Genomic DNA, 23,067 nt, shown 5'->3' with positions numbered 1-23,067 from the left:
GTCAGGATATCCGGCGTTGCGGTGCGGCCGGTGTCGGCACGCGATGAGAGACTGGCCCGATGCGGTTGTACCGGGATCGAGCGGTGGTGCTGCGCCAGCACAAGCTCGGCGAGGCCGACCGCATCGTGACGCTACTCACCCGCGAGCACGGCGTGGTCCGCGCCGTCGCCAAGGGGGTGCGGCGCACCCGCAGCAAGTTCGGGGCCCGGTTGGAACCGTTCGCGCACATCGACGTTCAACTGCATCCCGGCCGGAATCTGGACATCGTCACCCAGGTGCAGTCCATCGACGCGTTCGCCACCGACATCGTCAACGACTACGGCCGGTACACGTGCGCGTGCGCCATGCTGGAGACTGCCGAACGGCTGGCCGGTGAGGAACACGCCCCGGTGCCCGAGCTGCACAGCCTGACGGTGGCGGCGCTGCGGGCCGTCGCGGCCGGCCGCCGGCCGCGGGAGCTGGTGCTGGACTCCTACCTGCTGCGGGCCATGGGGATCGCGGGCTGGGCCCCGGCGTTGTCCGAATGCGCCCGGTGCGCCGCCCCGGGACCACACCGGGCCTTCCACATCGCCGCCGGCGGCAGCGTCTGCGTGCACTGCCGGCCGTCGGGTTCGGCGACGCCGGCGCAGGCCGTGCTCGACCTGATGATCGCCCTGCACGACGGGGACTGGGAGTTCGCCGAGGCGTCCACCTCGTCGCACCGCAGCCAGGCCAGCGGGCTGGTCGCGGCCCATCTGCAGTGGCACCTGGAACGTCAGTTGCGGACGTTGCCACTGGTCGAGAGGGGTGACGAGCGGGTGCGCGACGAGCAGATAGCCCGTTTCCGGGTCGATACCGTGGGCCTCGAACGCCGAGCGAGGGTGTTCGGGCAGGATATGGCGCATGGCATTGAACAGGGACGGCAAGCGGGGCAAGTCGACGTACCCACAGCTGCCCCCGGCGCCTGACGACTATCCGGTCTTCCCGGACACGTCGACCTGGCCGGTGGTGTTCCCTGAGCTCCCGGCCCGCACCAACGGCCGGTTCTCTCGCCCGCCGCAGCATCCGTCCAAGGCGGCCGCCCCGCAGATCCCCGCCGACCAGGTACCCAATCACGTCGCGGTGGTGATGGACGGCAACGGCCGGTGGGCCACCCAGCGCGGCCTTGGTCGGACCGAGGGCCACAAGATGGGCGAGGCGGTGCTCATCGACATCACGTGTGGGGCCATCGAGCTCGGCATCAAGCACCTGTCGGTGTACGCCTTCTCCACCGAGAACTGGAAACGCAGCACCGAGGAGGTGCGATTCCTGATGGGTTTCAACCGGGAGGTGGTGCGCCGCCGCCGGGAGAACCTGGATGCCATGGGCGTCAACATGCGCTGGGTCGGTTCCCGGCCGCGGATGTGGCGCAGCGTCATCAAGGAGTTCGACATCGCCGAGGAGATGACGGTCGGCAACGACGTCATCACCGTCAACTACTGCGTGAACTACGGCGGGCGCACCGAGATCGTCGAGGCGGCGCGCGCGCTGGCCGAGGAGGCCGCCGAGGGCAAGTTGAACCCGTCGCGCATCTCCGAGGCCGCCTTCGCCAAGCATCTGCACCGCCCGGACATCCCCGATGTCGACCTGTTCATCCGGACATCGGGGGAGCAGCGCGCCAGCAACTTCATGCTGTGGCAGGCCGCCTACGCCGAGTACGTCTTCCAGGACAAGCTGTGGCCCGACTACGACCGGCGTGACCTGTGGGCGGCGTGCGAGGAGTACGTCAACCGCAACCGGCGCTTCGGCAGGGCCTGACCATGTCATTGCAGCAACGGTTGGCCACCGTCGCCGAGGCGATCCTGCCCACCACCCACGAGGAGGACGGGTCGCTCACCGTGCAGCATGACGGCACCTTCTCGTCGCTGCGGGTGGTGACCATCGCCGAGGGCCTGGACATGGTGGCCCTGACGCAGATGCTGGCCTGGGATCTGCCCCTGGACGCCAAACTGCGAGCCAAGGTCGGCGAGCATGCGCACAACACGCTGCTGGGAACCGTGTCGTTGACGGAGAAGAGCGTCGGCGCAGGCGGCAACTCACGCAAGCAGGCTTCCAAGACAGCAGATGTGTTGCTGCGCTATAACTTTCCCGCGGCCGGGCTGACCGACGAGGCGCTGGGAACGCTGCTGCTGATGGTGTTGTCGACCGGTGCCGATGTGCGACGGGCGCTGTTGGCGTGACGGGTCCGGTGATTCGGATCGTCGCGGCCGTCGTGCTCGACGATCGCAACCACGTGCTGGTGGTGCGCAAGCGCGGTACGACGGCGTTCATGCAACCCGGCGGGAAGCTGGAGCCCGGCGAGACGCCGGTGCAGGCCCTGCACCGGGAGATCCGGGAAGAGCTCGGTGTCGGCGTCGTCGAGGAGTCGGTGACGCCGCTGGGCCACCACGATGCCGCGGCCGCCAACGAACCGGGGCATCGGGTGGCCGCGGACCTGTTCCTGGTGCGTCTCGACGGTCCGCCGCGGCCCGCCGCCGAGATCGCCGAGATGACGTGGGTGGACCCGCACGCGCCGGGCGATATCGAACTGGCGCCGCTGACACTGGATCCCGTGCTGGAGTACGCCCGCGTCAGTTGACGGCGCAGGAGCCGCACACCCCGAAGATCTCGATGGTGTGGCTGACATCGCTGAAACCGTGTTCGGCGGCCACGTTTTCGGCCCAGGCCTCGGCCGCGCCGCCTTCCACCTCGACGGTCGACCCGCAGGCCCGGCACACCAGGTGATGATGGTGATGTTCGGAGCAGCGCCGGTAGACCGATTCGCCGGTGTCGGTGCGCAGCGTGTCGACGAGCCCGGAGGTGGCCATCGACTGCAGCGTCCGGTACACCGTGGTCAGTCCGATGTTCTCGCCGCGCTGGCGGAGTTCGTCGTGCAATTCCTGAGCCGAACGGAAGTCGGCGATGTTCTCCAGCAGTGCGGAGATGGCGGCCCGCTGCCGGGTGGCCCGCACAGGTGCACTCATGCGACGTCCTCTCCGGCGTGGGTGACCGCGGCCAGCACGATCTCGGCCAGGTGTTCGTCGACCAGGCGGTACATCACTTCCCGGCCGCTGCGCTCGCCGGCGACCACGCCGGCGGCCTTGAGGATGCGCAGATGCTGGCTGACCAGGGGCTGGGGCACCTGCAGTGCTTCGACGAGTTCGTGCACGCAGCGCGCGGATTCGCGCAGTTGCAGCACCAGTGCGATGCGTACCGGCGCGGCCAGCGCGCGCAGCAGGTCACCTGCGGTGTCCAGGATCTCGCGGTCGGGCAGGTCGGTCGAGGGCGCGCTGACGTGGTCGTGCTCGCCGGCAGTACTGGAAACGATTTTCATTATGGAGTCAGATTACATGCACGTCTGTGCATGTCAAGGGTGATCGTCGCCGTCCCGTTTTCGGGTTCGGCCCGGCCGATCGCTACGCTGTCAACCCGTGGCATCCATCATCGACACCGTTGCGAACCTGGCGAAACGCCGTGGCCTTGTCTACCAATCGGGTGAGATCTACGGCGGCACCAAGTCGGCATGGGACTACGGGCCACTCGGTGTCGAGCTCAAGGAGAACATCAAGCGGCAGTGGTGGCGGTCGGTGGTCACCGGTCGCGATGATGTCGTCGGCCTGGACAGCGCGATCATCCTGCCCCGCCAGGTGTGGGTGGCCTCGGGTCACGTGGCCGTCTTCAACGACCCGCTGGTGGAATGCCTGAACTGCCATAAGCGGCACCGGCAGGACCACATGCAGGAGGCCTACGCGGCCAAGAAGAGCACGCGCGACACCGTCGTGGACCCCGACTCGGTGCCGATGAGCGAGATCGTCTGCCCGGACTGCGGCACCAAGGGCCAGTGGACCGAACCGCGCGACTTCAACATGATGCTCAAGACCTACCTCGGCCCGATCGAGTCCGAGGAAGGTCTGCACTATCTGCGGCCGGAGACCGCGCAGGGCATCTTCGTCAACTTCGCCAACGTGGTGACCACCGCGCGCAAGAAGCCGCCCTTCGGTATCGGCCAGATCGGCAAGAGTTTCCGCAACGAGATCACCCCGGGCAACTTCATCTTCCGCACTCGTGAGTTCGAGCAGATGGAGATGGAGTTCTTCGTGGAGCCGTCCACGGCGCCCGAGTGGCACAAGTACTGGATCGAGACGCGGCTGCAGTGGTACATCGACCTCGGCATCAACCCCGAGAATCTGCGGCTCTACGAGCACCCGCTGGAGAAGCTGTCGCATTACAGCGCGGGCACCACCGATATCGAGTACAAGTTCGGTTTCGCCGGCAACCCCTGGGGTGAGCTGGAGGGCATCGCCAACCGCACGAACTACGACTTGTCCACGCACGCAGAGCATTCCGGTGTCGACTTGTCGTTCTACGATCAGGGCACCGAGACCCGCTACGTGCCGTACGTGATCGAGCCCGCAGCCGGCCTGACCCGTTCGCTGATGGCGTTTTTGGTGGATGCCTACCACGAGGACGAGGCCCCCAACGCCAAAGGTGGGGTGGACAAGCGCACGGTGCTGCGGCTGGACCCGCGGCTGGCCCCGGTCAAGGCGGCGGTACTTCCGTTGTCGCGCAACGCCGATCTGTCGCCGAAGGCCAAGGACCTGGCCGCCGAACTGCGCAAGTCGTGGAATATCGAATTCGACGACGCCGGCGCGATCGGCCGGCGCTACCGGCGCCAGGACGAAATCGGCACGCCGTTCTGCATCACGCTGGACTTCGACTCACTGGAGGACCAGTCGGTCACCATCCGCGAGCGTGACGCCATGACCCAGGAGCGGGTGGCGATCTCCGAGGTGTCGAACTACCTGGCGGTCCGGCTCAAGGGCGCCTGACCTTGCTCCCGCGAGCAGACGTAAAGGGCCGCAATTCGACGCAGAATTGCGGCCCTTTGCGTCTGCTCGCGCGCGGCTGGGCGTCGTGAAGTTGCCGCTCCTGAGGTGCCGCGGGCTCGCATAGGATTCGAGTCACGGGACCGAAGGGGGCGGTGATCAGCGTTTTGACGGCATTTCTGGCCACGTGGGACAACGCCCGAGCGACACTCGGCGCCGGGACACCGGTCGACGGGTCTCGGTTCGACATGGGCGCTCGGCTCGAGCAGTTCCACGACACGATGCTCGGCACGGTGGCGGGGGAGCAGTGGACCGGTTCGGCCGCCGAGGCCTACACCGATCGCAACCAACGGCTGGCCGGGACCATCGGCCGGCTCGCCGAACTGGACCGCCGCCTCGGTGCCGAGGTCGACCGGTCGGCCGACGTGGTGGCGGCGGGCCGGCGTGACCTGGATGCGGTCAAGCAGTGGGTGCTCAGTGCCGCGGCCACCGTGCCGCCGAACGCGGCGGGCGAGCGAGCCTTGATGACCGTGGTGTCCAAAGGCGTCGCTGACATCGCCGAGATCGTGCAGCGGTCGAACAGCGATATGGCCGGTATCGCCAACCGGATACGTGATATCGGCACGGGGTACGAGGCGCTTGCTGGCGACGCCCCGGCTACCGCAGTTCGGCAGGAACCTCCCCGCCGAGCAGGTCGATGAGCGCGGCCAGCAGCCCGTCCAGCTCCACACCGACCGCCGTGATCGCCGGATTCCCGTAGCTGCCGAACTGCAGGCTGGGTTGGTCGACGGCGAACACCGGCCCGGTGCCGCTGTCGTAGAGCAGGGTGCGCAGCGGTGCATGCAGCATGACACCCGGGTCGTGGCGGTACATCCGTTCGGCGATGGTGTGGTTGCCCATCAGGTACTCGGTGGCGGGCCACTGGGACACCGACCCGAGCATCACCGGAGCTACGTCACTCCGGTGATACCGCAGAAGCCATGCGGTGCTTGGGCTTTGGCTTCGGCCAATACATCATCCCAATTGCTTGTCTTACCGAACGCGGGCAGGTCGACCGCGGGAACCAACGTCTCGTACCGGAGCCGCGCGCTCTCGAAGTCGTCGGGCAACGCCACCAGCAGGCGACGGTTGAGATGTTCGACCGCGGTCATGGCTGCTCACCCGCGATCTCCAGGACCACCCGGAATCGTGCCTTGCCGGACATCATCCGTTCGTAGGCCTGCGGAGCATCCTCGAACGCCATCACCTCGATCATCGGTGCGATGTCGTTGGCGAGGCTGAACGCCAAGTTTTCCTCGTTCTCGATCGAGGAACCGGTGAGGCTGCCGACGACACTGCGGGCGCCGAAGATGAGATCGGTGGTGTTCAGGGCGATCGGATCGAACGCGGCGCCGACCACCACCAATTGGCCGCGCGGACGCAGGCCGGCCACTAGCGGGCCCATCGATGCGCCGCTGGCTGCGGTGGCCACCACGGCCGCCGCGCCGCCCAGCGCGGTCAACGCCGCACCCGGATCCTCGGCGGCGCTGTCGATGTAGACATCGGCACCCAATTGTTTGGCCAGATCCGACTTTTCGGGACCACGGGCAATCGCTGCGACGCGAAAGCCCAGCGCCTTGGCGTACTGCACGCCGAGGTGCCCGAGCCCGCCGAGTCCTTGGATGCCGACCAAGGCACCCGGGGTGGCCGGCGTGTTGCGCAGCGCGTTGTACGTCGTGATACCCGCGCACAGCAGGGGAGCGGCGAGATTGGGCGCCAGTCCGTCGGGTACCCGCACCAGCCCGGTCGCCCGGGCGTAGACGACCTCGGCATAACCGCCGTCGGTACTGGTACCGGGGGTGGGCTGGTCGAGGCAGTTGACGAAGTCGCCGCGGCGGCAGTATTCGCATTCGTTGCACTGCCCACCGAGGAAGCCGATCCCGACCCGGTCGCCGGGCGCCCAGGCGTGCACACCGTCACCGACCGCGTCGATGACACCGACGATTTCGTGGCCGGGCACCACCGGCAGCTGCGGATCGGGTCGCTGGCCTTCGACGGCCAGCACGTCGCTGTGGCAGACGCCGCAGCTGTGTACCCGGACCCGCACCTGGCCGGGTGGCGGTGGCACGACGTCGCGTTCGACGAGGGCGAACTCGCGCTGGCCGGTGACCTGAAAAGCCTTGTAAGTAGTCATTTCGGATGCTCCTAGGCGACCGGGTGCAGGGGTGCGTGTACCTGGCGGGTGAGGTCGTCGGCCAGGACTTCCGGTGTGCCGGCGATGATCCCGTCCACGATCTGGCGGGCGACATCGGCCGGGTCGTTCTTGGGCACGTCGAAACCGGCTGCCATATCGGTGTCGGTGTAGCCGAGGTAGGCGCCGATGACGTGGGCGCCTTGCTGTTCCAGTTCCAGGCGTAGCGAATTGGTGGCCGACCACAGCGCGGCCTTCGAGACACCATACGACCCGAATCCCGGCAACCAGGACAGCACCGATGCGACGTTGACGATGGTGCCGCCGCGCCCGGCCAGCAGCGGCGCGAACGCCCTGGCGACCCGCAGTGGCCCGTAGAGATTGGTCTCCAGCACGGATCGGACGTCGTCGAGGTCGTCCTGCAGCAGCGACTGGCCGCCGAGGGTGCCCGCGTTGTTCACCACGATGGTGGCGTCGCCGGCGGTCGTGGCCAGTTCGGCCACCGATGCATCGTCGGTGACATCGGCCTGGATCACCACCACCCGCGGATCGACCGGGGTACCCGGCCGCCGGCTGGTCGAGTACACCTTGGCCGCGCCGGCGTCGAGCAACGCGGCGACGATCGCCTTGCCGAGGCCTTGCTGTCCGCCGGTCACCAGGACCGTCGCGCCGGCCACCTGAGTTCCTGTCATGGTCATCTCCTGTCCGCTTGTGCTGCGGTCAACGTAGCAGTGCTGGATTGGAATTTCCAACTTAGATAGAATGTGACCATGCGCACCGCTTCATGGGTCGACGATCCCTGCCCGATCGCCCGCACGATGGCCGTCCTCGGTCAACGGTGGGCGGTGCTGATCATCCGGGAAGCGCTGCTGGGTCGGACCAGGTTCTCCGAGTTCAAGCAGCGTCTGGGGGTAGCCTCGGATGTGCTCAGCACACGGCTGTCGGAGTTGGTCGCCGCGGGAATCCTGGAGGTGGTCGACTACCAGGAACCCGGTGACCGCACCCGCAGTCGGTATGTGCTCACCGAGGCCGGCCACGACCTGGTGCCGGTGTTGGCGGCCATCGGCCAGTGGGGCCACACCCACCTGGCGCGACCGGACAGCAGCGCCTACCGGTTCGTGGAGGCCGACACCGGAGAGGCAGTGGGGATGGGCTTCCGTCGGCGCGACGGCAGCGCGGTGCCGACGCCCCGGGTAGCCCTGGTGGCACCGGCCGTCTAGAAGCGCCCGCCGCCCCCGCCGAACGAACCCCCGGAACTGCCCGAGCCGCCGAACGAGGTGGGGCTCCAGCCGCCGCCGACGCTGCCGCCCAACCCGCCCCGCAGCGCGCCGGACAAGATATTGCCGATGATGATGCCGCCCAGCACGGCGCCGGTATTCGATCCGCCACCGCCGCCGTAACCGCCATAGTGGCGCTGCGCGGCGGCCACGTCCTCGTTGGCCAAGGACTGCGCCTGGGCGGCCAGTGTCGCCGCCCCGGTGGCGTACTGGATCGCCTCACCGAGATCGCCGGCCTGCCGGTCCTGGGCGGCTTGTAACTGACGCACCGCCTCGGCCAGCTTGGTGCGCGCCTCCGGTCCGACACTGCCCCGGCGGGTGTCGATGAAATCGGAAACGCCACGCACCCGGGATTGGGCGCTGAACAACGCCTGGCCGTACGCGCGGCGTAACCGTTCGGTGGTCTCGCGCTCCTCGGTGGCGGCGGCCAGCAGCCGGTCCAGGTCGGCGTCGGCGGCGCTCAGACTCGTGAAGGCGCTCAGCGGGTCGGTGCTGCCGGCGCCCTGCGCGGCCGACACCGCCTGTGCTGCGGCCTCGCGTGCGGCGGTCAGGGCGGCCGCCTGGGTGAGATTCCCCTGTGCCAGTTGAGCATCCGCGGCGGCGATACCGTTCTGGATATCGGCGATCGCGGCGGGCAGCGCGGCGATGGCGCGGTTGATGTCGGTGGCGGCGCTGTCGACGGCGTCCAGCAGGGTGCGGGCCTGGCCCAGGGCGGATTCGGCCGCACGCATCGAATCGACCAGGCCCGCTTGGCTGCCGGCCGGGCGGGCCACCAGATTGCGGGCGCTGGTGATGTTCTGGTCGGCGAAAGCCAGCCGCTGCTTGGCGGTTTCGACATTGTCGGCGACGGAGGTCAAGGCGGCATCGGCGAATTGCTGGTGCAGTCCGGCCAGGGTCTGCTCCGACGGTCCGATCCGCGCGCTGAGGTCGACCATCTGTTGGGTCAGGGTGTCCAGCCTGCCTGGCGCGTTGATCACCAGGTCGCGCAGCGCGGCGAACGCGGCACGCTGGGCATCGAGTTCACGGTCGGCCTTGGCGGCGGCCACGACCACCCGGGTCAGCAGGTCGCGGCGCTGCGCGGGTGTCTCGGGCACGGTGTCGTCGAGGATCTGGCGCACGTTGAACGCCTGGCCCAGCGTCGTTTTGGCGGCGGCCACCGCGGCAACGAACGGGGCGGTGTCCTTTTCGCCGAACTCTTCGACGGCCAGCGCCAGTTCGTTGTCGCTGGTGCGCACCGCGTTGTCGACGTCGACGACGATCGAGCGGGACAGGTCGTCGAGGGTGTCGAGCGGCATCGCGGCCAGCGCGGTGGGATCGGTCGGGTCGGCGCGCTGGGCGGCCGCGAAATCCGCCGCCCGGCGCTTGCGCTTGCGCCACCGCTGCCACAGCACCAGGACCACCACGCCCAGCACGATCACCGTGAGGATGGCCACCAGGCCGACCCAGTTCATCTCGGTGTCCGATGCGGCAGGGCTCGTCGAGGACGCGTTGGCGGTGAGCCCCTCGGCGGCGGCGACGGCGGCCTGCGCCCAGTTCCCGTCGCGTAGGGCCGGCTCGATATCGTTGCGCCGCAAGGTGTTCGCTTCGGCGTTGCTGGCGGCCACCCCGCCGGCCAGGAAGGCGTAGGCCCGATCGGTGGTGGCCACGGCCAGTAGCGCGTCATAGCTGCCCAGGTCGCTGGCTTCCAGCGTGGCCCGAGCCCACGGTTCGGCGTCCTGCCCGGAGAACGTGTCCACGTACACCACCCACAGCCGGACATGCCGGTCGGCGTAGAGCTTGTCGACGGCTTGGGTGACGCGATTCAGGTCCTGACCGCTGAGCGCGTTGGCGCTGTCGACGATCTGGCTGGGTAACCGGAACGGCGGCTTGGCTTGCCCCGCGGGTGCCAGCAGCAGACCGACGGACAGCATCGCGAGGAACATGCTGAGCAGGCGGGCGAGGCGCATGATCGCAAATCTAGCTGGCAGACTGTCCGCCAGTGGGCACCGTGACCGATCTCTATACCGACCTCGACAGGCAGCGCCTGGTGATCGAGGCGCCCAAAGGTGCCGCGCTGCCCGGAACCGGGACCGAGCACCGCACCGATTTCGCCAGGGACCGGGCCCGGGTGCTGCACTGCGCGGCGCTGCGGCGGCTGGCCGACAAGACCCAGGTGGTCGGCCCGCGGCAGGGTGACACCCCGCGCACGCGGTTGACCCACTCGCTGGAGGTGGCCCAGATCGGCCGGGGGATGGCCGTCGGGTTGGGGTGCGACCCGGACCTGGTGGACCTGGCCGGGCTGGCCCACGACATCGGCCACCCGCCCTACGGGCACAACGGCGAACGCGCCCTCAACGAGATCGCCAAGCCGTTCGGCGGGTTCGAGGGCAATGCCCAGAATTTCCGGATCCTGACCCGGTTGGAGCCGAAAATACTTGGCCCCGACGGTCGTTCCGCGGGGCTGAACCTCACCCGCGCGGCGCTGGACGCGGTGATGAAGTATCCGTGGTTCCGGGAGGGGGTGCGCAAGAAGTTCGGTTTCTACGACGACGACGCCGAGGCGGCCGCGTGGATGCGGGCCGGCGCGCCCGCCGAGCGGACCTGCCTGGAAGCGCAGGTGATGGACTGGGCCGACGATGTCGCCTACTCGGTGCACGACGTCGAGGACGGAGTGATCTCCGGGCGTATCGATCTGCGGGTGCTCGCCGACACCGATGCCGCCGACGCACTGGCCCACCTTGGCGCCGAGGCGTTCCCGGCGATCAGCCACGACGATCTGCTGGCCGCGGCGCTGCGGCTGTCGGAGGTGCCCGTGGTGGCCGCGGTCGGCAAGTTCGACGGCACCTTGGCGGCGTCGGTCGGGCTCAAGAACATGACCAGTGAACTGGTGGGCCGGTTCGCCAACGCCGCGATCACCGCGACCCGGGCCGTGGCCGGCGGCGGACCGCTGCACCGCTACGACACCGAGCTGGCCGTGCCCGCCTTGGTGCGGGCCGAGGTGGCGGTGCTCAAGATGCTGGCCCTGCAGTTCATCATGTCCGACCACCGACACCTGCAGATCCAGGCCGACCAGCGCACGCTGGTCGAGGAGGTCGCCCTGGTGTTGTGGGCGCAAGCGCCGGGCAGCCTGGACCCGCAGTTCGCCGCCGAGTTCGAGGCCGCCGACGACGACGGGTCGCGGCTGCGGGTGGTGGTCGACCAGATCGCGTCCTATACCGAGAGCCGGTTGGAACGGGTCTATGAGGCGCGTTCGCGCAAGCCCTTGTGACCGGCCTCTAGACTGATCCGATGGCGTCGGGGCGTATTGCGGATCGCGATATCGCGGCCATTCGTGAACGCGTCCGCATCGAGGAAGTCGTCGGTGATTACGTCCAGCTGCGCCGGGCCGGGGTGGACTCGCTCAAGGGCCTGTGCCCCTTCCACGACGAGAAGTCACCGTCGTTCCACGTGCGGCCCAACCACGGCCACTTCCATTGCTTCGGGTGCGGGGAGGGCGGCGATGTCTACGCCTTCCTGCAGAAGATCGAACACGTCAGCTTCGTCGAGGCGGTCGAGCTGCTGGCCGACAAGGTCGGCTACACCGTCACCTACACCGGCGGCACCACCGCCAACGTGCAGCGCGACAGGGGTAGCCGCAGCCGGCTGATCGCGGCCAACGCCGCCGCCCAGGAGTTCTACGCCGAGGCGTTGCAATCCGAGGACGCCGCCCCCGCCCGGCAGTACCTGATCGACCGGAACTTCGACGCCGAGGCAGCCAAGCGGTTCGGCTGTGGGTTCGCGCCCGCAGGCTGGGACACCCTGACAAAGCACCTGCTGCGCAAGGGGTTCGAGTTCAAGGAGCTAGAGGCCGCCGGGCTGTCCCGGCAAGGTCAGCGGGGCCCGATTGACCGGTTCCACCGGCGGTTGCTGTGGCCCATCCGGGCGTCGTCGGGAGAGACCATCGGCTTCGGGGCGCGCCGATTGTTCGACGACGACCGCATCGAGGCGAAGTACGTCAACACCTCGGAGACCGTGCTGTACAAGAAGTCCCAGGTGCTGTTCGGGTTGGATCTGGCCAAACGCGATATCGCCAAGGGCCATCAGGCCGTCGTCGTGGAGGGCTACACCGACGTGATGGCCATGCACCTGGCCGGGGTGACCACCGCCGTCGCCGCGTGCGGCACCGCCTTCGGTGATGATCACCTGGCCATGCTGCGCCGACTCATGATGGACGACAACTTCTTTCGCGGTGAGCTCATCTACGTCTTCGACGGTGACGCGGCCGGACGGGCCGCCGCGGTGAAGGCGTTCGAGGGGGAACAGAACCTGGCCGGGCAGTCATTCGTCGCGGTGGCCGCCGACGGCATGGACCCGTGCGATCTGCGGCTGCGCGCCGGCGACGGGGCGCTGCGCGATCTGGTGGCCCGCCGCGCGCCGCTGTTCGAATTCGCCATCCGCACCGCGCTGGCCGACCACAACCTGGACAGCGCCGAGGGCCGGGTGGCCGCGCTGCGCCGCTGCGTGCCGATGGTCGCCGGGATCAAGGATCCGACGCTGCGCGACGAGTACGCCCGCCAGTTGGCCGGCTGGGTGGGCTGGGACAACGTGGCCCAGGTGTTGGCTCGGGTGCGGGAGGAGGCCGGGCGCAAGGGACCCAAGGGCGGCGCCCGGCGCGACACCCGGTCCGAGGCGCCCGCCCGCCCGCCGCGGCCCACCGTCACCCGGCCCGATCCGCGTGATCCGACGCTGCGCCCGCAACGCGAGGCCCTCAAGGCGGCGCTGCAGTACCCCGGGCTGGCCGGTCCGGTGTTCGATTCGCTGACCGTGGAGAGCTTCACCCATCCCGGCTATGCGGCCGTGCGGTCGGCCATTGCCACCGCCGGCGGGACGGCGGCCGGGCTGTCCGGTGCCCAGTGGATCGAGGCGGTACGCGACCTGCAGGAGACACCCGAAGGGGCGAACCTGGTCAACGAACTCGGTGTCGAGGCCATCCGGATCGAGGACGACGAGAAGTTGGTCCGGTATGTCACCGGGGTGCTGGCCCGGCTGCAGGAGGTGTCGGTGGGCCGGCAGATCGCCGAGGTGAAGTCCAAGCTGCAACGGATGTCGCCGGTGGACAACAGCGACGAATACCACGCGTTGTTCGGTGATCTGGTGGCCATGGAGACCTATCGCCGCAGCCTGCTGGAGCAGGCCAGCGGTGACGACATGACTGCGTGATCTGTCCTCGCACGTTATGGTGAGGTGTTCGACGAAGCCATCAGAGAGGCATCCCGGTGAACATTTCAGCTCGGCGTCTGGTTCTGGTGGGCGCGTTCGCAGTCGCGGCCGCGGCGGCACCGGTGGTGGCCCTGTCGGCCGCCGGCTCCCAGAGTTCGGTGCAGGCTCAGCCGCCGTGCCTGGCGTGGTTCGGTAACAAAGAGGACGGCAAGTGCCTGTCCTACTCGAACTCCGGCAGCGGCGGCGGTGGTGTCGGCTTCGGCAGCCCGGGCATCTCGGTGGGCAGCAACGGCGTCAACTCGGGCCCGCTGCTGCCCGGTCAGACCTGGAACGTCCCGATCGGTTAACGCTTCTCGGCGGTCTCGTCCAGCGGTTCGAGCACCGTCGTCTCGGCGTCGATCGCCGTCAATCGGACCATGGCCGGATCGGGGGACACCCGGTCGGCCAGTTTGCGGCGCCCGGCATCCAGTACGGCCTTGGTGGCCGGATTCTCGGTGACGGCGCGATACGTGCCGGCGATCTGTTCGTACCGCCGGCGGCCGGCCTTGGCGCCGAGCACATACCCGACCCCCAGCACGAAGACGAACCGGAACACGTGTACTCCCTCCCCGGATCAGTGCAGAACGCTGTCCATCCTGCCTCACGACGCTGTGAGCGCGTGATCCCGCCATCCGAAAGTCGCTCTGACGTGCCGATTCGGGGCGCGCGGCACCCATGCGCTAGAGTCTGTTTTCGGTTCAATCCCCTGTAGCTCAATTGGCAGAGCTTCCGACTGTTAATCGGACGGTTGATGGTTCGAGTCCATCCGGGGGAGCCAGCACAATCAGGTCAGAGGCAATACTGCCTCTGAACTGTTTTCGTCGCCCGGCTTGGAAAGCCTTGCTGTCCTGATTGTCTGTGACCTTCGGAACTCGGCACGGGTCATTGTCCGTGCCTAGGGCTCCGCGTCAACGGATGGCCGATCCGGCATCTCGTCCACACGGAGCATCGCACGCAATCGATCTGTCACCAGCGTCAACTGCCCGATCAGTTCCTGTGCCCCCGTTTCTCGGGATTGCGCATCACGCGCGATCAACCCGAGCAGCTGCTCTCGCGCAACCGTCGACACCGGTAGCTCCCGTTGCGCCGCGATCTGCTCCAGGGCGTCGAACTCCTCCGGGTTGAGTCGCACTTGTAGCACTTTGCTGCGGGTGCGACCCGGCCGGGAAACTGTCACGTGGTTAGGCAGGGAACCTTCCCATTGCTGGCCCTGTACGGCATCGGTCTCTGCGGTCTCCCGGCCGATGAGTTCCCGTAATTCATCAGGCATCTCGTTTATGTCCTTCGGCATATCACTCGCCTCCTTTGATGTAGTGGCCCCGGTCATGCTTATCCGCGCGGAAAGCGGTCAGGCCGTACACGGCGCCCTCGAACTGGACGGTGAATACGGCCAGTAGGTCGCCGAAGCTGCGGGAGAAGCCGATGGTGCGGATGCTGCGGCCGGACTTGCTCTTGTAGTCGGGGGTGAAGACGACGCGCTCCGGATCGGCCATCGCCTCTTCGGCCTGCGCGATGGTGACGCCGTGGCGAGCGAGGTGTTCGCCTCGGTCGGTGCCCCAGATCAACGCCATGTGATACCGTATTACAGATGTAATACGGTATGCAACCACGGTTTAGTTAGTCATGCACCTACGAGACGACCGGCCTGCGAAGGTAAGCTTCGCTAGCCTCTGGTTTGGACGGTGTCGGATGACGCGTGTTCATGCCGGCGGGCGAACGGTGTCACTGGATGTAGTACTGCGGTTGCCCGATCGGCACGACGGGCCATGGCTCGGCAGGGTTGACGTCATAGCAGTTGCCCATCGCTGGAACCGACCCGAATCCGTTCTGATAGCCGCCGGCCCCGAATGTGGGGTAGAACTGTTGGCCGGTGGCCCAGCAACGTTGCCAGGTGCCGTCTGGTCGCGGGGGTGCATCGCAGTATTGGGCGCCGAGCATATTGACCATGCACCCGGCCGACGCCGTGGACGCAAGCGGAACGCTGGCTCCGACGGAGAGCGAAGCGAAAGCCGCTGCCGACAGGCCGAGAACGGCACGTCTCACGGTTTGGTCACCTTGACAATGACGACATCGCCCGCTTGAACCACACTTCCCGGCGCCGGCTCGATCGACACTAGTGTCCAGTTCTTCGGCAAGAACACATTGCTGTAATCGGGGTTTGCCGAGGCCAACTCGACGTTGGTCAAGCCAAGCGATTCAAGCTTGCTCTGCGCTATCGCGGCGTTGGTACCGGCTGCGATATCGGGGATGGTGATGCCCGCTGACACAGGAGCTTCCGCTGGCGAAGCAACGACTGGTGCCGCGATAGACGGAGCTTGGGCTTGCGGCGGGGCAGCCACCGTCACGGTGTTCGATTCGGTCACGGTCACCGGTGCGGGCGGGGGCGACTCTGCAGCACAACCCACCAGTCCAATCGATACAAGCGCGCCTAGCAAAGCGATCCACACCCTCATCAGCGCAATGTAGCGGCCTTGTCAGGTTGGGCGCAGGCAGTTCACAGGGACGTCAACCGTACGGCGGACAATCCATGCCCCCGCCGCTACAGCCGGCCCGCGGCCGCTGCTGCGGCGGCCGTCGCGAGCCCGTTGAACGGGTAGAGCACGTGAGCCAGCGGCGAGAGTGCCGAGGCTTGCGATCCGTCGCAGATGGCGTCGCCGGGCGCGCAGAGATCCAGTGACTTGCCCGCGTACTGCGACCCGATATTCGCCGCCGGCGCACCGTAGTGGGCCAGCAGCGGCGCACTCGGTTTACCGAACAGCACCAGCCCGGCGACGTGGTCGGACACCCCGGCCGGCAGGTCGCCGGTGGCGTAGGCGGCCACCGCCGCGCCCTGGGAGAACCCGCCGACGATCATCTTGGTGTTGGGGCAGTTGGCGGCCGTCGCCTGGATGTGGGCGCTGGCGTCGTGAACACCGTCGAACATGGTGCCGGGGAACACGGCCTTGTTGTCGAAGTCGCCGGTGGCCGGATAGTTCACGGCGTATACGCCGATGGACTTGCCCGCGGCCTGCGTGCGCAGGGCATCGATGAACGCCTGGCCGGTGACTCCGACTCCGGGGGGCTCGTCGCTCCCGCGGGCGAACACGACCTCGGCGTCGGGGCACGGCTGTGCGGCGGCGGTCGGCGTGGCGACGGTTGCCAGCGTCGACGCGGTGAGCGCGCCGGCGACGACGAACCGACCGGCCAACCGGCGCAAATGGCGAGAACCCATGCGGGCGATGCTACCGGCAGCGTTCGCTGCGCGTGCCGCCCCGCAGTTTTCGGCCGGTACCGTCCGTAAGCTCACACCCATGCGGTTCTCGCGGGCCCTTCCGCTTCTCGCCTCGGTCACCCTGGTTGCCGCGTCGTGTGGCTGGAGCCCGCCCAACGCCGGGCCGCCCACCTCGAACGGATGTAAGGCCGAGGACACCCCGAGCGCGGACACGGTGGCCACGGCGGTGCAGGGGCTGGGCAGCGGTTGGCATGAGACCGCCAGTGGCCATACCGGTGACTGCCGGCTGCACTGGGTGGTGGTCGGCACCGGTGACACCGCGTTGGACGCCCCGGTCCAGGTGTTGTTCTTCGACCGCAACTCCCCGCTGGGGCCGCCGACGCCGCGCCCGAGGCCCTACACCACCGTCGTTCCGCTGGGCGACAAGATCGCGACGGTGCAATACCAATGGCGCCAAGGCGCCGACAAGCCGTGCTGCCCGACCGGAATCGCCCAGGTGCGTTTCCAGATCGGCGACGACGGCAAGCTCAAGGCACTGGATCCGATACCGAACGCCTGACGCTGTCGCGAGATTGCGGTTATCGCGAGCTGCACTCGACTTTTGCCGCAACAACCGCAATGTCGCGGTCAGGTGCGGGCGGTGCGCGTCTTCATCCGGAACAACTCCACCAGCCCGGCCTCGACCCGGCGTAGCGGTTCGTCGGATTTGGTGGCTTGGCACATCACGATGGCGCCCTCGACGGCGGCCACGGTCATGGTGGCCAGTTCCGCCGCGTCGTCGGAGGACAGCTGGGCGGCTTCCAGATGACCGGTGAGGCGGCGCTCCCAGTCGGTGAACACCGCGCCGGCGGTGTCGGCGGCCGCGGCCGCTTCCGAGCGCCCGAGCGCGGCGGCCATGATCGGGCAGCCTGCGGTGAACTCGGAGGCCCGCAGCGCCTCGGCCCAGCCGGCGACGAAGCGTCGGATCACGGTCACGGGGTCGGCGTCGGCGGCCAGTCGATCGATGGCCGCGCTGGTGACCTTGCCGGCCACCGCGGTGGCATCGGCGATCAGTTCGGCCTTGCCGCCGGGGAAATTCAGGTAGAGCGAGCGTCGTGCGGTCCCGCTCGCCTCGAGCAGCAGCGCGAGCCCGGTACCAGCGACGCCGTTGCGCCGGATCAGGTCGACGGCGCTGGCGATCAGCCGGTCACGGGCCTGCATATGAGATTTCCTGCCTGGGGGTGATTGCGGTGCACCGATCAGTCTACTAACGTCTGACGCCACGCGTAGACCATTTGGTCTACTTGGGGGCGCGAGGGGGACGTATGGCGCACGGGGACAGCAGGGTGTTCGGCCGGTTCAGCCGGTTCTGCGACCGGCACGCATGGTGGGTCATCGGCTTCTGGGTGGTGCTCGTCGGTGCGCTCAACCTGGCCATCCCGCAGCTGGAGCGCACAGTCGCCGAGCATTCCGCCCCGTTCATCCCGGGCAATATCGAAGCGGCGCAAACACTTCGGCACATGTCCCAGCAGTTCGGGGTACCGGCGTCGTCCGCCATCGGCAGCGTGCTGCTGGTCAACGAGAACGGCATCGGCGCCGCCGACGTACAGACCTACCACCAGCTGGTCACCCAGTTGCGGGCCGACGCCGACGACGTCGCCTACGTCCTGGACACCTACAGCAACGAGTCGCTGCGCAGCATCGCGCTCAGCCCCGACGGCAAGGCGATCAACCTCGTGGTCGCGGCCACCGGCGACGTCGGCTCCACCAAGGCGCACCAGAACACCGTCAACATCCGCAACACCATCGACGGGCTGGCCAAACCCGAGGGCCTGCAGCTGTACTACACCGGGCCGTCGCCCACCCTGGCAGATCTGTTCAGTGCCATGGACTTCTCGCTGCTCATCATCACCGGCGTGTCGGTGCTGCTGATCACCGCCGTACTGCTGGTGGTCTACCGCTCGGTGGTCACCGCCCTCATTCCGCTGCTCACCATCGGCGTCGGGCTCGGTGTGGCTCGGCCGGTGGTGTCGCTGCTCGGCGCGCACGGCGTGATGACCGTTTCCAACATGACCATCGCGTTGATGACGGCGATGCTGCTCGGCGCCATCACCGATTACGCGATCTTCATCCTGGCGGGTTATCACGAGGGCAGACGCGCAGGACTGCCCGTGCCCGATGCGCTGGGACGAGCGGGGCAGAAGGTCTCCGGCATCCTGATCGCCTCCATGCTCACCATCGCGGCGGCCGCCACCGCAATGGCGTTCGCCCAGCTGGGCATGTTCCGCGCCGCCGGGCCGCCGATCGCCATCGCCATCGTGCTGGCCCTGGCCATCTCGATGACGCTGCCGTATGCGTTGCTGTCGATCGTGGGCCGTCGTGGCTATGCCGAGCCGCGCCCGATCGACGAGCGGCGCTGGCGCCGCATCGGCACCAGGATGATCCGGCGCTCGGGTGCGCTGGCCGCCACCTCCTTGGTGCTGTTGCTGGCCGCGGCCTCGGTGTCACTCACCTTCCGGGTGAACTTCGACGAGAACGCCATGCAACTGGGCCACACCGAGAGCGCGGCCGGATACGAGAAGGCCTACGCGCATTGGGGATTCAACGAGGTGGCACCGGAATACCTGATCGTGTCGGCCGACCACGATATGCGCAACACCAACGACCTGGCCGCGCTGGATCGCGTCGCGGCGCGCATCGCGGGGCGACCCGACGTGGCGTATGTGCGCGCGCTGACGCGGCCGTCGGGCAGTCAGCTGGAGCAGACCACCGTCGGCTACCAGGCCGGCGTCGTCGCCGACCGGCTCGGTGCGGCACGGGACCGCATCGGTACGGCCACCCCTGACCTGCAGCGGCTGGCGTCGGGTACCGCCGCCCTGCGTGACGGCGCCGCCACCGCCGATACCCAACTGCCGCAATTGGTCTCGGGTATCAAGACCGTCACCGCGCTGGCGCGCCAGGTGCTCGGCGGCTATCAGGATGCCGGCAGCGCACTGCGCACCGTCACCGACGGCAGGCTCGACGTGCCCAGCGCGCTGGCCGATCTCAACGCCTCGGTCGGTCTGCTCGATGTGGCCCTGCAAGCCATGACCGACAACGCCCAGATCGCCGACGGCGGCCGGCTGGTCAGTTCCGCACTCGGTCCCGCGCTCGCCGCGGTCCCGGGTCCGGACTGTGTCGGCAACCCGGTGTGCATGCGGGCCCGCGCCGACCTGGCCGATCTGGATGCACTGTCCGAGGGTGCGGTCACCCGCACGCTGCGGCAGGTGCAGTTGCTCACGGCGGTGCCGCAGGTGACCATCGACAAGATCCGGGCGGCCCAACCCGGTATCCGCAACGCCGTCGCCCGATTGCAGACGCTGGCCGCCATGCTGCCCGAAGGGTCAGCCGCGCAGGCCGACGCGCAGCTCACCGAACTGGTCCGCGGCGCGGACCGCCTCGATGCGGGCATCAGCCGGTTGGCGGCCGGCCTCACCCAGGTCAAGGGCGGGGTCGACAAGGTGCTCGGGCTCACCGGCCAGCTCACCGACGGACTCACCCAGGCCTCGGACTACCTGGCCACGTTGAGTGCGCACACCTCGGCCGGTGCCGGTGCGGGGTTCTACCTCCCGGCACAAGGCTTCTCCGACAAGGCCTTCCAGGACGGCCAGAAGCTGCTGTTCGCCCCCGACGGCAAGACCGCGCGGATGCTGGTGGTGTGGCGGATCAACCCGTACAGCGACGCGGCGCTGAACGCCACCCGCGAGCTCGCTCCGGCCGCCACCGAGGCCGCCCACGGAACGTCGCTGCAGCAGGCGCATTTCGGCACTACCGGCCTGGCCTCGCTATCGGCAGATATGCGCGACCAGGTGTGGCGGGACTTCGCCGTCTACGGTGCGGTCGCGATCCTCGGCGTGCTGTTGGTGCTCATGGTGTTGCTGCGCAGCATCGCGGCACCGGTCTTCATGGTCGCCGTCGTCGTGCTGTCCTTCGGTGCCGCCTCGGGCATCAGCGTGCTGGTGTGGCAGCACCTGATCGGTGTCGACCTCGACTGGTCGGTGCTCCCGGTGTCGTTCATGGCGCTGATCGCGGTCGGCGCCGACTACAGCATGCTGTTCGCCGCCCGGATCCGGGAGGAGTCCGCCGACGGCATGGTGCGCGGCATCATCCGCGGTTTCGGCAGCACCGGCAGCGTCATCACCACGGCCGGAGTCGTCTTCGCGCTCACCATGTTCGCGTTGATGAGCGGCCGGGTGATCAACCTGCTGCAGATCGGGTTCACCGTGGGCGTCGGTCTGCTCATCGACATCACCCTGGTGCGCACCATCCTGGTGCCGGCCGCCATGGCGCTGATCGGTGACCGGATCTGGTGGCCCAGCCGGCCCCGGCGGGGCTAGCTACTTCGGCTCGACGGTGCCAGAGCTGATGGCGTCCTTTTCCCGATGCTCGTCGGCATCCGGGATGTGCTCGGGGTGCAGCATCTCGGCATAGCGCAACTTCTCGGGAATGCCGAACCCGTCCACCAGCAGCTCGGCGTGCGGGCGCAGCTTGCGGCACCGGTCGTTGACGGCCCGGGTGACGGCCTTGGAGCGCTCGGTGGACAGGAATCGGTGCTCCACGAACCACGCCTTGTCCTCGTCGATGATGCTCAGAGCGTACAGGTCACAGACCAATTCCAGGATCTCGCGCGCGGTCGGGTCCTCGCAGGTGTCGATGCCGGCGACGAAGGCCTCCAGCACGATCCGGTCGATATGCGCGGTCGCGGCGTGCAGCACGTGGTCCTGGACGGCGTTGAAGGCGTCGAAGGGGCTCATCTCCTTGGCCTTGCTCTGCAGCCGGCGCGCCACCGTGGACAGCAGGTACTGCTCACGGTCCTCGAACATCTGCACCTGGGTGCCGCGGTTGAACAGGCTGCCTTCCTCTTCGTTGTCCTGGCGGGTGTCCAGAATGGTCTGCATGATCGTCTCGGCGGCAGTGCGTTTCATCACCCGCTCGCCGGCGAAGTTCGCCGCGAACCGCACCCACTCCACCGGGCTCATGCCCTTGATGTCGTCGGCATAGGCGGTCAGCAGTTCCTTGGCCACCAACTGGGTCAGCACATGGTTGTCACCCTCGAAGGTGGTGAACACGTCGATATCTCCGCGCAGTGCGATCAACCGGTTCTCGGCCAGATAACCGGCGCCGCCGCAGGCCTCACGAGCCTCGGAGATGGCCCGGCTGGCATGCCAGGTGTTGGCCGCCTTGAGCCCGGCCGCCCGCGCTTCCAGCTCACGCTGCTCCTCGGCGTCGGGGAAATCCGACGATTGCAGCTCGTGCAGCTTGGCCACCAGTTCGTTCTGCGCGAATTGCAGTGCATAGGATTTGGCGATCAGCGGGAACAACCGGCGCTGGTGCACCAGGTAATCCATGATGAGCACCTCGCCGTCGTCGTCGGGTGCGCTGAACTGCCTGCGCTGCAAGGCATATCGCGTCGCGATATCCAGTGCCACCCGCGCCGCGGCGGCGGCGCTGCCGCCGACGGTGACCCGGCCCCGGATCAGGGTGCCCAGCATGGTGAAGAACCGCCGGCCGGGGTTCTCGATGGGCGAGGAGTAGGTGCCGTCCTCGGCGACGTCGGCGTATTTGTTGAGCAGGTTCTCCCGCGGGATACGGACCTGGTCGAACTGGATGCGGCCGTTGTCGACGCCGGGCAGGCCGCCCTTGTAATGGCAGTCCGACGTCGTGACGCCGGGCAGGTCGTTACCCTCCTCGTCACGGATCGGCACCACGAAACAGTGCACACCGTGGCCCTCACCCTTGGTGATCAGCTGGGCGAAAACCGCTGCCACTCGCGCGGTTTGGGCCGCACCGCCGATATAGTCCTTGCGGGCGCTCGGGGTGGGGGAGTCGATGACGAACTCCTGGGTGGCCGGGTCGTAGGTGGCGGTGGTCTCCAGGGACTGCACATCGCTGCCGTGGCCGGTCTCGGTCATCGCGAAACAACCCAACAGGTCCAGGTCGATGATCTTGCGGACATATGCCTTGTGATGTCGCTCGGTGCCCAGGTTCTCGATCGCCCCACCGAACAGGCCCCACTGCACACCGGCCTTCACCATCAGCGACAAATCGCTCATGGCGAGCATCTCGATACGGGTGACCGCCGCGCCGACGTCCCCGGTGCCACCATGTTCCTTGCGGAAGCCGTCCTCGGCGGCACCCGCCGCGGCCATGATCTTCAGCTGTTCGCCCACCTTGGTCCGGGCGATGACGGTGTTCGGGGTGTAGTGCGGCCGGAAGATCTCGTTGGACAGGTCGGTGCGCACCGTGTTCTTCACGTCGCGCCAGCGTCCGTCGAGGGTATTGCGCAGATGTTCCGCGGTGGTGGTCATACCCGAACTTAGCCCGTCGACGCGTCCTGCAAACGTGACTCTG

27 protein-coding genes and 1 tRNA gene are annotated in these 23,067 nt (G+C 68.0%); 13 read left to right on the top strand and 15 right to left on the bottom strand.

Going from position 1 to position 23,067, the window contains the following annotated elements:
• Positions 1 to 59: 59 nt before the first annotated feature.
• From recO to SBI67_RS16380, 4 genes are read left to right on the top strand one after another with little or no spacing between them, the layout of a single operon-like run.
• Positions 60 to 947 carry a DNA repair protein RecO gene (gene recO, locus SBI67_RS16395; protein ID WP_318981574.1) on the top strand — a complete coding sequence of 296 codons (888 nt, stop codon included), beginning with the start codon at positions 60 to 62 and terminating at the stop codon, positions 945 to 947.
• Positions 883 to 1,776, top strand: coding sequence for a decaprenyl diphosphate synthase (locus SBI67_RS16390; RefSeq protein ID WP_318981573.1), 894 nt, complete (start codon positions 883 to 885; stop codon positions 1,774 to 1,776). Before recO ends, SBI67_RS16390 begins: the two co-directional genes overlap by 65 nt.
• Positions 1,777 to 1,778: 2 nt before the next feature.
• Positions 1,779 to 2,198, top strand: a complete 420-nt coding sequence (locus SBI67_RS16385) for a hypothetical protein (RefSeq protein WP_318981572.1) — start codon at positions 1,779 to 1,781, stop codon at positions 2,196 to 2,198.
• Entirely contained in the window at positions 2,195 to 2,596 is a 402-nt protein-coding gene (locus SBI67_RS16380; protein WP_318981571.1) for an NUDIX hydrolase, read from the top strand. Before SBI67_RS16385 ends, SBI67_RS16380 begins: the two co-directional genes overlap by 4 nt.
• Here SBI67_RS16380 and SBI67_RS16375 read toward each other — a convergent pair.
• Together SBI67_RS16375 and SBI67_RS16370 are read right to left on the bottom strand one after the other, a co-directional pair.
• A complete protein-coding gene (locus tag SBI67_RS16375; protein ID WP_318981570.1) occupies positions 2,589 to 2,981 on the bottom strand; it encodes a Fur family transcriptional regulator in 393 nt (130 codons plus the stop codon). The two genes, SBI67_RS16380 and SBI67_RS16375, sit on opposite strands and share 8 nt — an antisense overlap.
• Complete coding sequence (locus SBI67_RS16370) at positions 2,978 to 3,331, bottom strand: ArsR/SmtB family transcription factor (protein WP_318981569.1); 354 nt, start codon at positions 3,329 to 3,331, stop codon at positions 2,978 to 2,980. The genes SBI67_RS16375 and SBI67_RS16370 overlap by 4 nt, the downstream gene beginning before the upstream one ends.
• Positions 3,332 to 3,428: 97 nt before the next feature.
• Here SBI67_RS16370 and SBI67_RS16365 point away from each other — a divergent pair, with 97 nt between their 5' ends.
• The gene (locus SBI67_RS16365) at positions 3,429 to 4,826 is read left to right on the top strand and encodes a glycine--tRNA ligase (RefSeq protein WP_318981568.1); all 1,398 of its coding nucleotides are present in this window, start codon (positions 3,429 to 3,431) and stop codon (positions 4,824 to 4,826) included.
• A 152-nt stretch (positions 4,827 to 4,978) separates the two neighbouring features.
• Positions 4,979 to 5,524, top strand: coding sequence for an EspA/EspE family type VII secretion system effector (locus SBI67_RS16360; RefSeq protein WP_318981567.1), 546 nt, complete (start codon positions 4,979 to 4,981; stop codon positions 5,522 to 5,524).
• Here the strand turns inward: SBI67_RS16360 and SBI67_RS16355 are convergent.
• The 4 genes from SBI67_RS16355 to SBI67_RS16340 are packed head-to-tail and all read right to left on the bottom strand — an operon-like array spanning position 5,481 to position 7,685.
• The gene (locus SBI67_RS16355; RefSeq protein WP_318981566.1) at positions 5,481 to 5,753 is read right to left on the bottom strand and encodes a DUF302 domain-containing protein; all 273 of its coding nucleotides are present in this window, start codon (positions 5,751 to 5,753) and stop codon (positions 5,481 to 5,483) included. The genes SBI67_RS16360 and SBI67_RS16355 overlap by 44 nt on opposite strands.
• Before the next feature lie 20 nt (positions 5,754 to 5,773).
• A complete protein-coding gene (locus tag SBI67_RS16350) occupies positions 5,774 to 5,974 on the bottom strand; it encodes a hypothetical protein (RefSeq protein WP_318981565.1) in 201 nt (66 codons plus the stop codon).
• Positions 5,971 to 6,996: an alcohol dehydrogenase catalytic domain-containing protein gene (locus tag SBI67_RS16345; protein WP_318981564.1), complete on the bottom strand. Its 1,026-nt coding sequence runs from the start codon at positions 6,994 to 6,996 to the stop codon at positions 5,971 to 5,973. Before SBI67_RS16345 ends, SBI67_RS16350 begins: the two co-directional genes overlap by 4 nt.
• 11 nt (positions 6,997 to 7,007) lie before the next feature.
• A complete protein-coding gene (locus SBI67_RS16340; protein ID WP_318981563.1) occupies positions 7,008 to 7,685 on the bottom strand; it encodes an SDR family oxidoreductase in 678 nt (225 codons plus the stop codon).
• A gap of 78 nt (positions 7,686 to 7,763) precedes the next feature.
• On the opposite strand from SBI67_RS16340, the gene SBI67_RS16335 reads away from it, so the two are divergent.
• Entirely contained in the window at positions 7,764 to 8,213 is a 450-nt protein-coding gene (locus SBI67_RS16335) for a winged helix-turn-helix transcriptional regulator (protein WP_318981562.1), read from the top strand.
• Here the strand turns inward: SBI67_RS16335 and SBI67_RS16330 are convergent.
• The gene (locus tag SBI67_RS16330) at positions 8,210 to 10,216 is read right to left on the bottom strand and encodes a TPM domain-containing protein (protein ID WP_318981561.1); all 2,007 of its coding nucleotides are present in this window, start codon (positions 10,214 to 10,216) and stop codon (positions 8,210 to 8,212) included. The genes SBI67_RS16335 and SBI67_RS16330 overlap by 4 nt on opposite strands.
• A gap of 32 nt (positions 10,217 to 10,248) precedes the next feature.
• On the opposite strand from SBI67_RS16330, the gene SBI67_RS16325 reads away from it, so the two are divergent.
• Genes SBI67_RS16325 through SBI67_RS16315 form a run of 3 tightly spaced genes read left to right on the top strand, consistent with a single transcriptional unit; the run spans position 10,249 to position 13,795 of the window.
• The gene (locus SBI67_RS16325; RefSeq protein WP_318981560.1) at positions 10,249 to 11,517 is read left to right on the top strand and encodes a deoxyguanosinetriphosphate triphosphohydrolase; all 1,269 of its coding nucleotides are present in this window, start codon (positions 10,249 to 10,251) and stop codon (positions 11,515 to 11,517) included.
• Between the two features lie 20 nt (positions 11,518 to 11,537).
• On the top strand, positions 11,538 to 13,448 hold the full coding sequence (gene dnaG / locus SBI67_RS16320) for a DNA primase (protein WP_318981559.1): 1,911 nt from the start codon (positions 11,538 to 11,540) through the stop codon (positions 13,446 to 13,448).
• A 56-nt stretch (positions 13,449 to 13,504) separates the two neighbouring features.
• Positions 13,505 to 13,795, top strand: coding sequence for a DUF7155 family protein (locus SBI67_RS16315; RefSeq protein WP_266046176.1), 291 nt, complete (start codon positions 13,505 to 13,507; stop codon positions 13,793 to 13,795).
• Here SBI67_RS16315 and SBI67_RS16310 read toward each other — a convergent pair.
• Positions 13,792 to 14,043, bottom strand: coding sequence for a hypothetical protein (locus tag SBI67_RS16310; RefSeq protein WP_036396134.1), 252 nt, complete (start codon positions 14,041 to 14,043; stop codon positions 13,792 to 13,794). The genes SBI67_RS16315 and SBI67_RS16310 overlap by 4 nt on opposite strands.
• 146 nt (positions 14,044 to 14,189) lie before the next feature.
• On the opposite strand from SBI67_RS16310, the gene SBI67_RS16305 reads away from it, so the two are divergent.
• Positions 14,190 to 14,265 (top strand) — tRNA-Asn (locus tag SBI67_RS16305).
• Positions 14,266 to 14,382: 117 nt separating this feature from the next.
• On the opposite strand, the gene SBI67_RS16300 is transcribed toward SBI67_RS16305, so the two are convergent.
• From SBI67_RS16300 to SBI67_RS16280, 5 genes are all read right to left on the bottom strand, one after another.
• Positions 14,383 to 14,778, bottom strand: a complete 396-nt coding sequence (locus tag SBI67_RS16300; RefSeq protein WP_318981558.1) for a hypothetical protein — start codon at positions 14,776 to 14,778, stop codon at positions 14,383 to 14,385.
• Position 14,779: 1 nt separating this feature from the next.
• Entirely contained in the window at positions 14,780 to 15,058 is a 279-nt protein-coding gene (locus SBI67_RS16295) for a transposase (protein WP_318981557.1), read from the bottom strand.
• 151 nt (positions 15,059 to 15,209) lie between these two features.
• On the bottom strand, positions 15,210 to 15,530 hold the full coding sequence (locus SBI67_RS16290) for a CDGP domain-containing protein (RefSeq protein ID WP_318981556.1): 321 nt from the start codon (positions 15,528 to 15,530) through the stop codon (positions 15,210 to 15,212).
• Positions 15,527 to 15,940 carry a hypothetical protein gene (locus SBI67_RS16285; RefSeq protein ID WP_318981555.1) on the bottom strand — a complete coding sequence of 138 codons (414 nt, stop codon included), beginning with the start codon at positions 15,938 to 15,940 and terminating at the stop codon, positions 15,527 to 15,529. The genes SBI67_RS16290 and SBI67_RS16285 overlap by 4 nt, the downstream gene beginning before the upstream one ends.
• Before the next feature lie 86 nt (positions 15,941 to 16,026).
• Positions 16,027 to 16,698, bottom strand: coding sequence for a cutinase family protein (locus SBI67_RS16280; RefSeq protein WP_318981554.1), 672 nt, complete (start codon positions 16,696 to 16,698; stop codon positions 16,027 to 16,029).
• A gap of 79 nt (positions 16,699 to 16,777) precedes the next feature.
• On the opposite strand from SBI67_RS16280, the gene SBI67_RS16275 reads away from it, so the two are divergent.
• Positions 16,778 to 17,257, top strand: coding sequence for an LppP/LprE family lipoprotein (locus SBI67_RS16275; RefSeq protein ID WP_318981553.1), 480 nt, complete (start codon positions 16,778 to 16,780; stop codon positions 17,255 to 17,257).
• Positions 17,258 to 17,325: 68 nt separating this feature from the next.
• Here SBI67_RS16275 and SBI67_RS16270 read toward each other — a convergent pair whose 3' ends face one another.
• A complete protein-coding gene (locus SBI67_RS16270; protein WP_318981552.1) occupies positions 17,326 to 17,898 on the bottom strand; it encodes a TetR/AcrR family transcriptional regulator in 573 nt (190 codons plus the stop codon).
• A 104-nt stretch (positions 17,899 to 18,002) separates the two neighbouring features.
• Here SBI67_RS16270 and SBI67_RS16265 point away from each other — a divergent pair, with 104 nt between their 5' ends.
• Positions 18,003 to 21,053 (top strand): MMPL family transporter, encoded by a 3,051-nt coding sequence (locus SBI67_RS16265; protein ID WP_318981551.1) that lies wholly within the window; start codon positions 18,003 to 18,005, stop codon positions 21,051 to 21,053.
• Here SBI67_RS16265 and SBI67_RS16260 read toward each other — a convergent pair whose 3' ends face one another.
• The gene (locus SBI67_RS16260) at positions 21,054 to 23,024 is read right to left on the bottom strand and encodes an acyl-CoA dehydrogenase family protein (protein WP_318981550.1); all 1,971 of its coding nucleotides are present in this window, start codon (positions 23,022 to 23,024) and stop codon (positions 21,054 to 21,056) included.
• Positions 23,025 to 23,067: the final 43 nt, after the last annotated feature.

This window comes from Mycolicibacterium chengduense (assembly GCF_033741155.1).
Classification (GTDB): Bacteria; Actinomycetota; Actinomycetes; order Mycobacteriales; family Mycobacteriaceae; genus Mycobacterium.
This window is presented reverse-complemented; position numbering and strand designations above follow the sequence as displayed.